Source organism: Allomuricauda sp. F6463D, from assembly GCF_023015965.1.
In the GTDB taxonomy this organism is placed as follows: Bacteria; Bacteroidota; Bacteroidia; order Flavobacteriales; family Flavobacteriaceae; genus Flagellimonas.
The window spans coordinates 652,626-665,214 of record NZ_JALKAN010000001.1 but is presented as its reverse complement, the minus strand read 5'-3'; the positions used below and the strand labels follow the sequence as shown (position 1 = coordinate 665,214).

The window sequence follows — 12,589 nt, the reverse complement described above, 5'->3', positions numbered from 1 at the left end:
TAGTATGTATTTGTAACTTTCTGCAGCTAAATATAAACATTTATACATGTCCAACATTGGAATGATCATTGAAGAAAGGTACAGGGAATTTAAATTAATGTACGAGAAGGTTATGGCAAATAATTTCACTTCGACTTCTATTTTTCTGCCAACGAGAAGATGATAGCAATAATAAAATGAATATTAGGGTCTTGTAAAATTTGATTATTTGAAGAAATTGGTTCCCATAATTGTTTTGATTCTTATTGGTTGTACACCAAAAGAGAATCCCCGGACCGAACCATCTCCTACCCACGAATGGTATGGTCATGAGGTCGTGGCTTCTGCGTACAACTCCGTATATTGGCAGACCGATAGCATAAGCCCAGCAGTGGCTGCTTGGGGAGATACCTTAAAACCGGGAATGAAAAGTATTGCCGTGTCAAGAGATCTTATTAAAATGGGGTTGACACACAATACTATGGTCAAAATAGATGCTTTTAAGGACACTTTTTTGGTTAAGGATAAAATGCATGGTCGATGGCAGAATAGAATCGATATTTATATGGGGCAAGATGTGAAGAAAGCACGGGAATGGGGGCGGAAAAAATTGATAATCTGTTATGCCGTTCCCTTGGATACAATTTTAAATGTTACTGAATGAGGAAAACAAGTTTGGTTTTATTGTTGACAATTATTTTGGGAGGTTGTTCCACTAAAAAAGAAATTGTGGATATTCCCATAATTTTTGACGAACAACGGATTGAATTGACCAAGGAATATTTACTGAAACGGTATGAACTAAAGCAGGACACCCCTGAAATTACCCCAAAAATGGTGGTTTTGCACTGGACGGCCATACCGTCCCTAAAAAAATCCTTTGAAGCCTTTAACCGTTCCACACTGCCCAATTGGCGGCCCGACCTGGTAAATGTGAGCGGCCTAAATGTTTCTTCTCATTTTTTGGTGGACCAAGATGGAACCATTTACAGATTAATGTCAGAAACAACCATGGCCCGCCATACCATTGGGTTAAACCATTGTGCCATAGGCATTGAAAATGTTGGAGGAACCGAAGAGTTGCCGTTGACAAAACAACAAGTAAAAGCCAATATTTACTTGGTAGATTATTTGGCTTCAAAATATGATATTGAATATGTGATCGGTCACCAAGAATACACCTTATTTGAAGATCACCCATTATGGCTCGAGGTGGATGATGGCTATCGAACCAAAAAAACAGATCCAGGAATGGATTTTGTCGAAAAAGTAAGGAAAGCCACTAAAAAACATAACTTTAAACCTATTCCAACAAAACAATAATGATAATGAAGAAACTGCTGTCATTGATAATCATCCTACTTGCATTTACAATACAGGCTCAAGATGGATTAACGTCGCAATTGTATGAGACCTATGAGGAATATAAAGAATCCAGTATAGGAAAGCGAAGAATTAAACATGCAGACATACAACCGTTGATTCAAAAATTTAAGGAAAACCCGAAATTTGAAGTTCAAAAAGTAGGGGAGTCCATACAAGGCAGGGATTTGCAGCTGATCAGTATCGGTTCCGGGAAAAGTAATATTTTTCTTTGGTCCCAAATGCACGGTGACGAACCTACGGCCACACAGGCCATATTTGATATTTTGAATTTTTTGGATGCACCACAGTTCAAAAAAGAGAAGGAAGAAATACTATCCAAAGTAAAGCTTCATTTTTTACCCATGCTTAATCCTGATGGGGCGGAAGTGTTCACTAGACGAAATGCCTTAGGGATTGATATTAATCGAGATGCACTGCGGTTACAATCACCAGAAGGCAGAACCTTAAAGCGACTTCGCGATAGTTTGGATGCTGATTTTGGCTTTAACCTTCACGATCAAAGCACCTATTACAATGCCGAGCGTACTGAAAAGCCCGCTACCATTTCATATTTGGCAACGGCCTACAATTATGAAAAAGACATTAATGAAGTACGTGCCAACGCCATGAAGGTAATCGTTTATATGAATAAGATCATACAAGACTACGCCCCAGGACAGGTAGGACGATATAGCGATGATTTTGAGCCACGCGCTTTTGGCGACAATATTGCGAAGTGGGGAACTAGCTTAATCCTTATTGAGTCGGGCGGTTATGCCAACGACCCCGAAAAGCAGGAAATACGAAAGTTAAACTATGTTTCAATTCTATCCGCATTATATACTGTGGCCACAGGTTCTTACCATAACATTCCCATCGAAGATTATGAAAAAATTCCGCACAATGACCGCAAGCTTTTTGATTTAAAAATAGAAAATGTCACTTACGAGTTATTGGGCGATGATTATATTCTTGATCTTGGCATTTTTACGAACGAGATTGATGTGGAACAGCACAATCAGTTCTATTACAAATCCTCGGTTGCAGATCAAGGCGATCTTTCCACTTTTTATGGATATAAGACTTTTGATGCTACGGGCTATAAAATAATACCTCCAAAGATGGCCACTGTGAACCATGTTGAAGACGCCATGGATTTATTAAAAAACGGCATTGCCTACGTTAAGACCCAATTGCCCGAAAACAGTGCATTTGTTGAGCTTCCTTTGATATTGGTGCATAACGATTTCAAATTAAATGATTTTACTATTCAGCCTGGAGTAAATCCTACTTTCTTCTTGGAAAAAGAGGGCAGTTTAACCCATGCGGTAATCAATGGTTTTCTAATTGATCTATCCAAACCATTGGATGAACAACATACTGGCAATGGATTGATTTACAAATGATTTGTGATAGATTGATTATAGCAAAAGAACCCTCCATCTTTTGAAATTAAGATGCCTTTTACGTGCTATTTTGATGGAGAAACATTCAACATGTTTCTTTGGATTGAAGACAATAAAAGAGGCTGTTTGAAATGTGATGCGTCAACCTAAACTTATTTCAGGTTCTCATAATGCTCATCAATAAAGTAAGATGAGATTCCGAAACGAGTTCGGAATGACGAATATATCAAACAGCCTCTGCTGTAATTTCTAATCTTTTATTTTTTCAGTGGAGTCACTTCAAAACTCCTATACTCAATTGGGCCGTGATCTCCTTGAATCATAAATGGTCCAGGCTCACCTTCTTTGCTGTCCAAGGCTCCTCCCGTGATTCCTGGAATGGTCGCATCGGAAATAACGGTTTTACCGTTCAAGGTAATGGTAACCCTTCTGCCTATCAAGGTAATATCATACGTCTGCCATTCTCCAGCTGGTTTGGAAGCGTTTTCATTGGGTTCCAAAAAACCGTAAACACCACCCAAATAAATGTCGGATGGTTCATAGCCCTGGCTGTCAACAATCTGGACCTCGTAACGTCCACGCAAGTAAATACCACTATTGCTTCCTTTTGGGTAACGAAATTCTACATGAAGCTTAAAATCTTGGAATGTTTCATCGGTAATCAGGTTGGACCCAGATTCAGGACTGGTCAATATGCCATCTTTCACCACCCATTGGTTCTTTTCTCCATCAATATGCCATCCCGTAAGGTCCTTACCATTGAACAAATCAGTGGTTTTTCCCCATTTTGGATTTTCAGTATATTCCAGTTCTGGAGCTTTTACCCCTGTCCAGTGCAATACAGAACCATCGGTATAAATTAGTGTACCCTTTAATGCTCCATCTTCCAGTTCTCCATGAAAAATCATATCGCTTCCCTTGGGTTCCCATTGGTTGGGAATACTAAAAGTAAATTTGTTTTCCCCATATGTTTTAACCTCGGCAATGGGGCGTGCACTACCAAAAGCAAAGACAAAACGGCCCAGTAAAGTGGCATGTCCCGAATGCCTTATCTCCAACCATGAAGGGGAGGTTTTGCCCATAAAATCCATTTCTAGATCCCATCTGCCCTCCAATGGACTGATGTTCTGAGCATAAATAGTACTAGTTAGCCCTATAAATAAGGTAAAAATAAAAGTGTAAATTATTCTTCTTTGGGTTATCATACGTAGTTTAGTTTTATTGTGGTCCAAGATACGTATAATCCAAAAAAAATTAAGGTTACAATTGGGTCCGGACTGGTTTATTCGCAACCGCCTGTAAATCCATTGGCACTGAATTTGGTCTGTACAGCTCCTTTTAGGCTGTTATGAGTTAGTTGAATAACCAAATTGCTCTCGCCACTGCCATCACGTTTTGGGGTGCAATATTCAAATAGATAATAGCTGCCTGCCTGTTCTTCCACGCGTTGTGAAATATCGTTAAAGGTATTTTCCAACTCCTCCGAATTACTGGCAAAAACACTTGCAGTCTTTCCGATTTTCGTCAATACTTCGGTGTCTATTTCTGCCCCGAGCCCAATAGTGAAATAAGAAATGTTTCTGTCTGCTTCTTCCACCGCTTTTAATGCATCGGACTCCCGGTACCGGGATGCTTGGTCGGTACCATCGGTGAACAATACCACGGAAGCCGCGTTGATCACTTCTGAGTTTTCGTTGAGTAAATCCTCGGCAATGTCCGTTGATTTTATCACAGCCCCGTACAAATCAGTTGAAAAATCGTTGCTTATGTCAGCTGTGATACCGTCCACGGAGGTTGTCAATTCCGACACCGAAGTCGTCAAGGGGTTCAGCAAATGAAGCTCATCCTCACCATCGAACCAATAAATAGCCATTTTGAAAGAATCCGTAGCTGGAGTGGGCATTACATTGTTGATGAAGCTGGTGGTAGCAGTCTTCAGTTCGTCCAAACCGCTTTCCAACACACTATTGCTCAAATCCAATACCAAAAGGGTGTTGTTGTTGAATACTTGCGAGTTGGGCGAAATGCGTGCAAAAGATTCCGAAGAGGATATAGTATTAAAACAATTATCGTTTCGCCCCTGCTCGTAAATGGAAAACTGATCCGCGGACAAACCTGAAATAGGGTTGCCCATAAGGTCGGAAACCCTGAACAGTACAGAAACCTTACCCGGTAAAGAAGTAAACTCATCTTGGATGGACAACAACAATTCGTTTTCGCCAAAACCAAGACAATCATCGGGTTCTTCACCTAGACCAAGCTCCCTGTCATTAATATCAAAACTGATATCATCATCTGCATTTCCGCAGGAAAACAATATTAAACTAAAAGCTAATAGGAATGTAAACTGAAGTATGTTTTTCATGTTCATATAAGTTAAGGTTCTGCAAGCACAACGTAGATATTGATTGAAAAGTATAGGGAAACCCAAGAATTAAACTAAAGAAAAGTTAAAAGAAAATTGGGGATGTTAAAATGATAGGTGTCCGAGCAATTTTTAATATTTTCACCCATCAAACATACCAACCTATCTAACCAAAAACAAAACAAACACTAACATTAATAGGTTGATTTTATGACGATACTCTTGTTCGGAGCTACTAAAGATATTGTGGGAACCCCCACCTTGTCGGTTCCAACCGCAAGCCTGTCAGGAAAGAAAATTCCAAATACGGTAGGTGAACTCAAAAAATTTCTGGAAAACACCTATCCAGAACTTAAAAAAATATCAAAGGTGACCGTTGCCGTCAATCAAAACTATGCTGCGGACAATGAAAAAATTAATTCTTATGATGAAATTGCACTGATTCCCCCACCGGGAATATGATGCATTGAGACAAAAGCATGGAAAAAAAGCAGGAAACCATTGATACAGGGACTCCCAAATTATTCGGGCTGGTATTGTCTGGTGGTACGAGTGCACGTATGGGAAAGGATAAAGGCCTTGTGGATTATCATGGCATTCCGCAACGGGAATATGTGTACCACCTTTTGATGCAATTTTGTGATGATGTTTTCCTAAGTGTTCGACAGGATCAAGCAACCGAGGTGCCGGAAGGGTTTAAAACCATTGTGGACCAAAATAACTGCAAAGGTCCGTTTAATGGTATATTGAGTGCACATAATCTATATATTGACAGCGCTTGGTTGGTAGTGGCCTGTGACCTTCCCTTTATGGATTCGGAGACTTTAGGGCAATTGATAGCACATCGAAATTCTAAAAAATTTGCAACCACCTTTGCCAATCAAGAAACTGGTCTGCCGGAACCATTGGTGTGCGTTTGGGAGCCAAGAGCATTGAAACATGCACTGGAGCATCTTAATAATACCGATTGCCCAAGTCCCAAAAGATTTCTGATGCAGTCGGATATCGCCATGTTGAAATTAAAAAACAATAAAGCATTATTTAACGCCAATACCGTTGCGGATATGGAGTTTGTGCAAAAAACTTTGAATCGATAGGGTAGTGCCTATTCGTTGGAATGTTTCCTTTTAGTTTTGTCAAGGTCCAACGTTTCCAAATCTTGGAAAATACCACAAGAAATTTGCTTTTTAATCAATGACCTTGATTTTTTGCGTTTGGTAAGGGCTTCAATTTCCTTATTTAAGAATTGCATGAAAAGCTATTTTAACTAAAACGGAATGGTTGGTGTTTTATTTTGATGCTATAAACAAGAAGAGGAACCATTTTTAATAATCTGGGTTTTAATATGATCTAAAATGGACATCCAATGCATACGCAGGATCAAGGCGGCTGTAGGCACATTGTCCTCTTGGATTGCTTCGACCACAGAGCGGGTCTGAATAGTCAGTTTTTGGAAAAAGTCAATGTCTTTGATAAAATCATGTTCATAGAAATGCAGTCTAAGTTTAAGGTCTTTTAAAATTTGCAACAATACCTTATTACTACAATTTTGCACCAAATAATTGTGGAAATTGAACCGAGCGACTAAACCTTTTTCAATGGTTCCAGCTTCTTCCATTTTAGTTTGTAATGTTGCCAACTGCGCTATTTCCGAAGCTTCGAATGCTGCGTTCTCCAAGGCCATTACCTCAAGTTGCGCAACAATTTCAATAAGGCTCTTTACCTCGGACTTTGAAAGCTTGGCAACAACGAAACCTCGATTTGGAACTGCTTGTAATACCTGTGCATGTTCCAATTGGCTCAAGGCCTCACGAATGGGTGTGACACTGATTCCGGTTGCTCGGGAAAGCGCTGCTAAATTAATTGTTTTGCCCACCGGTAACTTCCCATTTTGTATTTGCAACAATAAATATTGTTTGATTTGGTCCCGTAAAACAAATTTCTGCTCCATACCACTAAATTAAGAATCGTATACGATTTAACGATATTGCATTGGGCTTATTATTATATATTTAGCCTAATTAAAATTGAATACAATGAAAAATTGCTTGTTAGGGGCATTCCTGCTGTTGTTTGTGATAGGTTGTAAAGAAGCCGAAACCACTGTACAAGAACCATTAAGTTTATATGAAACGGAATTGTTTAAGGACGTACAGATGTCGGATATATTTGAAGATTCCAAAACTTTTGTGGATTTGGTTCCCAAAAAAGATATCGCAACACTTGAAACAGAATACCTTAAAAGTAAGACCAACGATGGGTTTAGGTTAGGGGATTTTGTACTTGCCAATTTTGAGGACAAATACATGGATTCCCATACCGTTGCAACGGATACCATCAAAAATATGTATGATCATATGTCCCATATGTGGGAAAATTTAAAAAGAGCTCCAGATAGTGTTTATGCCAACGCCTCAAGAATAGCATTGCCACATAATTATATTGTTCCCGGGGGACGTTTTCGCGAGATTTATTATTGGGACAGTTATTTTACCTTGGAAGGATTAGTGGTGGACAATGAAAATGAAGTGGCACAGAGCATGGTGGACAACTTCGCTTTTTTAATTGATTCCATTGGTTTTATACCGAACGGTACTCGAAATTACTATAAAACGCGCTCCCAGCCTCCTTATTTTGCTTTGATGGTGGACGCTATCGCACGAGACAATGAAGATTTATATCTAAAATACCTTCCACAAATGACTGCTGAATACAACTATTGGATGGAGGGAGCTAAAGTAGGGGATAATGTGGAGCCAGTGAAGCGCGTAGTAAACCTTACAAATGGAATAACGCTGAACCGTTACTGGGATTCGGGCAACACCCCGCGACCAGAATCCTATAAAGAAGATTACTTACTGGCACAACAACTTCCTTCAGATTCATTGAAGCAGCAACTGTATAAAAATTTACGTTCCGCTGCAGCTTCTGGTTGGGATTTTAGTTCCAGATGGTTTGGGGAAAAGGGCGGTCTTGAATCCACAGAAACCATATCAATAGTACCGGTGGACCTTAACAGTCTTCTGTATTTTATGGAAGAGACCTTGGCAAAGGCCAACAGCATCAAAGGGGATGATGAAGCGGAAAAACACTATTCGGAATTGGCCGAAACCAGAAAAGCCAATATTCAAGATTATTTTTGGAACGAAGCCACAGGGTTTTATCACGATTACAATTTTGACACCAAAGGCATGACCCCAAAACTTACCTTGGCCGGTGTTACTCCTTTATTTTTCGAAATTGCCTCTCACGAACAGGCCGAGCAAGTAAAAAATATGATCATGAACACCTTTTTAAAGGATGGAGGGCTGGTAACTACTTTGGATCATAGTAGTCAACAATGGGATGCTCCAAATGGGTGGGCACCCTTGCAATGGTTGGCGGTGAACGGGCTTTTGAACTATGGTTATGTGGAGGAATCAAAAATTATTATGAAACGGTGGTTGTCCCTAAACGAGAAAGTATATGCCAACACCGGTAAAATGATGGAAAAATACAACGTGGAGGATCTATCCTTACTTTCAGGGGGAGGGGAGTACCCTACCCAAGATGGTTTTGGATGGACAAACGGTGTAGCCTTGGGTTTTAAAAAAATATTGGAAGATTTGGAACGGCCCAACTAATGTTGAACTACCTGCGCTCATATACGTAAGATGCAACGCCCGGCAGATCGTCACCAGTGGTTTTTACTATTTTGTTATTATTCAACTGCAAAGTTCCCAATACTGTGCTGCCCTGAAACACCACTTCCATACCATTGCTGGCCCATGCCCCTGTAGCCAAGGTGCTCCCAGTACATTGAACAACGTATAAACCATTGGTAATTGAGGTCAATGAGAAATTGGACTCTTCAAATTGATAGGTGGAATCGTCATTTAGTACAAGAGTTCCGGAAATACAATTTTCTTCATCCAATAAATTGGAAGATGTAGACCCATCCCCATCTAGATCAATTCCGGTATTGACATTGACTTCTACCAGATCCCATGTGCCGACGAGTTCTGCACTGGAAAATCCATTATCGTCATCATTATCCTCACTACAGGAAATTAAGAGCAAGATGGTACAGATGTGAAGCGTGATCGCGGCTATTTTTTTCATGGGACACTTAATTCAAGTTTCGATGAAAATAACACAATTTCAATAATAATATCCAAATCTAATCGGCATTTCATCGAATTGCAGCTATTTTTCATACTAAAAAAATTGGCTATACGTTGAGAAAAAGTAAATACATAACTAAATACAATGAAGAAACTTACCCTAAGAATCTTATCCATTGCTTTTATCTCTGGTACGCTAATTAGCATCCAATCGTGTAGTGAAGATGCCATGCCAGGTGAAGGCGAAGAACTTACACAAGCCGAATTACAGACGATTTTAACGACCGATGAAATTGCCGGGGCAGCCGACACAACTTTAGCTGAACTTTTTGCAGGCAATACGGCCAAAACTCCTACTGCAAAGGATGGGGAGTGTTATTCTGCCGAATATTCGGAGACCGGATTTGTGGCAACGTTCAACAATTGTGTGCTCAACGGAACGGATAATGTAAATGGTACCGTTACGGTTACCTACAACGTAGGGGATGAAGCTTCCTCTTTTACGGCAACGTATCAGGATTTTTACGTTGGTACCATTAAATTAAATGGCACTAGAACTTACGAAATATCAGGGAATAGTGGAGAATCCACTATGACATTTACCGTGATGAGCGATATGTCCGTTGAAATGGAAGATGAGAGCATTATTTCTGAAAATGGCACCAAAACTTTCAGTATTACCATTGGTGACAGTTTGGCAACCACTGTTTTCACACTTTCTGGAAACTGGACCATTGAGGCCGAAGGAAACACGTATGCTGTGGAAACCTTGGAAAGTCTTCAAGGCAATGCATCTTGTGAATACATGACTACCGGATCCATGACCGTTTCCAAAAATGGTTTGACCGTAACAGTGGACCTTGGAAATGGTGCGTGTGATAATACAGCCACCCTTATCTATCCGAACGGAGCTACAGAAGAGATTATGTTGTAATCTTTCTAAAAAATATATACGAAAGAGCACCGGTATACGCCGGTGCTTTTTTGTTTTTATAGGATTCAGGTTTCAGTTTGATTATATTTAAGGAAACAATCAAGTTTATGGTGAAAGATTTGGTAGCGGCACAAAATGATTTTTTTGCCACACAGAAAACAAAAGAAGTCGCATACAGAAAGCAGTATCTTAAAAAGTTACAAGAAGAGATTGTAGCACAGGAAGACAGTATTTGCGATGCGCTATATGCCGATTTTAAAAAACCAAAATTTGAAAGTTTGGCCACGGAGACCCAATTGGTTTTGGCGGAACTTAAATATGCGATTAAAAGTGTGAAAAGCTGGAGCGAACGAAACCATGTGGGCGCTTCACTTTTAAACTTTCCATCAAAGGAATGGGTGCAGCCCGAGCCGTATGGCAAGGTGCTTATAATTTCGCCATGGAATTATCCGTTTATGCTTTCCATATCACCCTTAATTGGTGCGTTGGCAGCAGGGAACACCGCTATTCTAAAACCATCCGAATTTAGTCCCAATACTTCCAAAATTATCGCCCAGATCATACGAAAAGTGTTTCCGCCCGAATACGTTACTGTGGTGGAGGGTGGAGTAGAGGCTTCTACCGCGTTACTGGCAGAAAAATGGGAATACATCTTTTTTACGGGCAGTACACGCGTGGGTAAGATTGTGTACAAAAAAGCGGCGGAACACCTAACACCGGTCACTTTGGAGCTGAGTGGAAAAAATCCCTGTATTGTTGATGAATCCGCATCCATAAAACTGGCAGCAAAACGTATTGCCTGGGGTAAATTCATCAATGCTGGACAAACTTGCATAGCACCGGACTATATTTTAGTGCACAAAAATGTAAAAAAAGCTCTGGTGGAAGGATTAAAAACCAACATCGCCGGGTTTTATGGGGAATCCATTGAGGCTTCCCAAGACTTTGCCCGAATCACGACGAGCAAGCATTACGAAGAACTTAAAGCAATGCTTAAAGGCCAGCAGGTATTGTTTGGGGGCAACTATAATGATGAAGATCAGTATTTGGAGCCTACTTTGGTAGATGAACCCCAACTGGACAGTACAGTAATGGAAGGGGAAGTATTTGGCCCAATTCTACCCATAATTTCTTATGCTGATAAAAGCGAGTTGGACGAATACATCTCGCATTACCCAAATTCATTGGCATTTTACGTGTTTTCCAATACTAAAAAGTTCCAGCAACGCATGATGCAGAACTATTCCTTTGGTGGTGGAACCATTAATGATACGGTAGTGCACATCACGAACAAAGCATTGCCTTTTGGTGGTGTTGGACAATCCGGAATTGGTGGTTACCATGGAAAACATACTTTTGATTTGTTCTCACATCATAAAGCGATTGTACAACGAGGTAATTGGCTGGATCCAGCTATTCGATATGCACCTTACAATGTGTCGTTGAAATGGATAAAGAAGCTCAAGCATTTCTTTTAATGCATCGGCCAAGATATTTTCATTGGTTTTTAATGTAGCGGAATGTGTGAATGAAGGATTACATTAGATTTTCTTTTTTAAACAAGTAGTGGGTTGAATTGTTGAGATATAGAGCATTTTACATATCCTATTTTACATAATATATATTATAGTACATTTATAGTAAATTAGCGGATAGACCATTTTTGATCTATTTTACATAGTTGCAGCTATCGGCCATTAGGACTATATCGTCAGCAATTATGTAAAAGCCAAGCTCGTCTGTTTTTTATAAATAAACGTTTTACGGCGCTCATTTCTAAACACAATTTGCCATCGCTTGCCAACGCCATTTAAAAGCTAGCCTTTTAGAATCATTTAAAATTTGAGTATTCGAGGAAATGTGTGCAAGATTTTTTTCTACAGCATTCTCGTCAGCTTGCCGCAACAGCTAAAAATTACTCTGCGAGATAATTTCTTAGCCCTTGCTAACCTCTTGCTCTGATTGAATCTTTTCTTTAGGTGTTTCTAACATTATGTAAAATAGGATTTATCGAGCCTCTTTTTCTCCAAGTTGCATGGCAATAGCTTCCAATGCCGATGGATGACTGTCTGAATCAGATAAAACAAAGGCTCTTTTTAATATTTCATTCCTTTCATCTTGAATTAATATTCCTAAAGCCTCTGCCATAGTTATTTTGCACTCCTTTGATAGCTCTTTAGCCTCATTTATTTGCTTTCCTGTAATCATAATTATTTTTCTGTTATTGTTTAAATTGTAAGAATCAATCTAATTATAAGGTATTTTGAACAATTAAAAATATAATTCTTTTCTTTTTTTCTTGATAAAAAAAGAAACAAAAAAAATCAAGGCTTACAGATAATTTTAGAAACAATGTACGGGTCGGTCGCTAAATTTTAGGATCCATTGTAACTCTTAAGACTACTTAAAGGAAATACGACCAATTCGGTGGTTAACA

At 39.5% G+C, this 12,589-nt stretch carries 14 protein-coding genes; 8 read left to right on the top strand and 6 right to left on the bottom strand.

Features of this window, described 5'->3' with window-relative positions; genetic code table 11:
• Positions 1 to 208: 208 nt before the first annotated feature.
• Genes MWU56_RS02845 through MWU56_RS02835 form a run of 3 tightly spaced genes read left to right on the top strand, consistent with a single transcriptional unit; the run spans position 209 to position 2,750 of the window.
• Positions 209 to 643 carry a 3D domain-containing protein gene (locus MWU56_RS02845; RefSeq protein ID WP_247042034.1) on the top strand — a complete coding sequence of 145 codons (435 nt, stop codon included), beginning with the start codon at positions 209 to 211 and terminating at the stop codon, positions 641 to 643.
• The gene (locus MWU56_RS02840) at positions 640 to 1,302 is read left to right on the top strand and encodes a peptidoglycan recognition family protein (RefSeq protein ID WP_247042032.1); all 663 of its coding nucleotides are present in this window, start codon (positions 640 to 642) and stop codon (positions 1,300 to 1,302) included. Before MWU56_RS02845 ends, MWU56_RS02840 begins: the two co-directional genes overlap by 4 nt.
• A gap of 5 nt (positions 1,303 to 1,307) precedes the next feature.
• A complete protein-coding gene (locus tag MWU56_RS02835; RefSeq protein WP_247042029.1) occupies positions 1,308 to 2,750 on the top strand; it encodes a M14 family zinc carboxypeptidase in 1,443 nt (480 codons plus the stop codon).
• A 257-nt stretch (positions 2,751 to 3,007) separates the two neighbouring features.
• Here MWU56_RS02835 and MWU56_RS02830 read toward each other — a convergent pair whose 3' ends face one another.
• A complete protein-coding gene (locus tag MWU56_RS02830; protein ID WP_247042028.1) occupies positions 3,008 to 3,955 on the bottom strand; it encodes a DUF1080 domain-containing protein in 948 nt (315 codons plus the stop codon).
• 77 nt (positions 3,956 to 4,032) lie between these two features.
• Positions 4,033 to 5,115 carry a vWA domain-containing protein gene (locus tag MWU56_RS02825; RefSeq protein WP_247042026.1) on the bottom strand — a complete coding sequence of 361 codons (1,083 nt, stop codon included), beginning with the start codon at positions 5,113 to 5,115 and terminating at the stop codon, positions 4,033 to 4,035.
• Between the two features lie 210 nt (positions 5,116 to 5,325).
• Between MWU56_RS02825 and MWU56_RS02820 the strand changes: the two genes are divergently transcribed.
• Positions 5,326 to 5,577, top strand: coding sequence for a MoaD/ThiS family protein (locus MWU56_RS02820; RefSeq protein WP_247042024.1), 252 nt, complete (start codon positions 5,326 to 5,328; stop codon positions 5,575 to 5,577).
• Positions 5,578 to 5,594: 17 nt separating this feature from the next.
• Positions 5,595 to 6,212 carry an NTP transferase domain-containing protein gene (locus tag MWU56_RS02815; protein WP_247042023.1) on the top strand — a complete coding sequence of 206 codons (618 nt, stop codon included), beginning with the start codon at positions 5,595 to 5,597 and terminating at the stop codon, positions 6,210 to 6,212.
• A gap of 8 nt (positions 6,213 to 6,220) precedes the next feature.
• Here the strand turns inward: MWU56_RS02815 and MWU56_RS02810 are convergent, their stop codons facing one another.
• Together MWU56_RS02810 and MWU56_RS02805 are read right to left on the bottom strand one after the other, a co-directional pair.
• Positions 6,221 to 6,367, bottom strand: a complete 147-nt coding sequence (locus MWU56_RS02810) for a hypothetical protein (protein WP_247042021.1) — start codon at positions 6,365 to 6,367, stop codon at positions 6,221 to 6,223.
• A 48-nt stretch (positions 6,368 to 6,415) separates the two neighbouring features.
• Entirely contained in the window at positions 6,416 to 7,066 is a 651-nt protein-coding gene (locus tag MWU56_RS02805) for a GntR family transcriptional regulator (RefSeq protein WP_247042019.1), read from the bottom strand.
• 85 nt (positions 7,067 to 7,151) lie between these two features.
• On the opposite strand from MWU56_RS02805, the gene MWU56_RS02800 reads away from it, so the two are divergent.
• A complete protein-coding gene (locus MWU56_RS02800; protein ID WP_247042017.1) occupies positions 7,152 to 8,738 on the top strand; it encodes a trehalase family glycosidase in 1,587 nt (528 codons plus the stop codon).
• Positions 8,739 to 8,745: 7 nt separating this feature from the next.
• On the opposite strand, the gene MWU56_RS02795 is transcribed toward MWU56_RS02800, so the two are convergent.
• Complete coding sequence (locus MWU56_RS02795) at positions 8,746 to 9,216, bottom strand: hypothetical protein (RefSeq protein ID WP_247042015.1); 471 nt, start codon at positions 9,214 to 9,216, stop codon at positions 8,746 to 8,748.
• Positions 9,217 to 9,363: 147 nt separating this feature from the next.
• Between MWU56_RS02795 and MWU56_RS02790 the strand changes: the two genes are divergently transcribed.
• Both MWU56_RS02790 and MWU56_RS02785 read left to right on the top strand, forming a co-directional pair.
• Positions 9,364 to 10,152, top strand: a complete 789-nt coding sequence (locus tag MWU56_RS02790; protein WP_247042013.1) for a hypothetical protein — start codon at positions 9,364 to 9,366, stop codon at positions 10,150 to 10,152.
• A gap of 107 nt (positions 10,153 to 10,259) precedes the next feature.
• Positions 10,260 to 11,630, top strand: coding sequence for an aldehyde dehydrogenase (locus MWU56_RS02785; RefSeq protein ID WP_247042011.1), 1,371 nt, complete (start codon positions 10,260 to 10,262; stop codon positions 11,628 to 11,630).
• Positions 11,631 to 12,159: 529 nt separating this feature from the next.
• Here the strand turns inward: MWU56_RS02785 and MWU56_RS02780 are convergent.
• On the bottom strand, positions 12,160 to 12,360 hold the full coding sequence (locus MWU56_RS02780) for a hypothetical protein (RefSeq protein ID WP_247042009.1): 201 nt from the start codon (positions 12,358 to 12,360) through the stop codon (positions 12,160 to 12,162).
• Positions 12,361 to 12,589 lie beyond the last annotated feature (229 nt).

Bases quoted from the DNA above. Each gene is read 5' to 3' on its own strand.
- MWU56_RS02840 (WP_247042032.1), top strand. From the start codon at position 640: ATGAGGAAAACAAGTTTGGTTTTATTGTTGACAATTATTTTGGGAGGT.
- MWU56_RS02785 (WP_247042011.1), top strand. From the start codon at position 10,260: ATGGTGAAAGATTTGGTAGCGGCACAAAATGATTTTTTTGCCACACAG.
- MWU56_RS02835 (WP_247042029.1), top strand. From the start codon at position 1,308: ATGAAGAAACTGCTGTCATTGATAATCATCCTACTTGCATTTACAATA.
- MWU56_RS02805 (WP_247042019.1), bottom strand. From the start codon at position 7,066: ATGGAGCAGAAATTTGTTTTACGGGACCAAATCAAACAATATTTATTG.
- MWU56_RS02780 (WP_247042009.1), bottom strand. From the start codon at position 12,360: ATGATTACAGGAAAGCAAATAAATGAGGCTAAAGAGCTATCAAAGGAG.
- MWU56_RS02815 (WP_247042023.1), top strand. From the start codon at position 5,595: ATGGAAAAAAAGCAGGAAACCATTGATACAGGGACTCCCAAATTATTC.
- MWU56_RS02795 (WP_247042015.1), bottom strand. From the start codon at position 9,216: ATGAAAAAAATAGCCGCGATCACGCTTCACATCTGTACCATCTTGCTC.
- MWU56_RS02825 (WP_247042026.1), bottom strand. From the start codon at position 5,115: ATGAAAAACATACTTCAGTTTACATTCCTATTAGCTTTTAGTTTAATA.
- MWU56_RS02830 (WP_247042028.1), bottom strand. From the start codon at position 3,955: ATGATAACCCAAAGAAGAATAATTTACACTTTTATTTTTACCTTATTT.
- MWU56_RS02800 (WP_247042017.1), top strand. From the start codon at position 7,152: ATGAAAAATTGCTTGTTAGGGGCATTCCTGCTGTTGTTTGTGATAGGT.
- MWU56_RS02810 (WP_247042021.1), bottom strand. From the start codon at position 6,367: ATGCAATTCTTAAATAAGGAAATTGAAGCCCTTACCAAACGCAAAAAA.
- MWU56_RS02820 (WP_247042024.1), top strand. From the start codon at position 5,326: ATGACGATACTCTTGTTCGGAGCTACTAAAGATATTGTGGGAACCCCC.
- MWU56_RS02790 (WP_247042013.1), top strand. From the start codon at position 9,364: ATGAAGAAACTTACCCTAAGAATCTTATCCATTGCTTTTATCTCTGGT.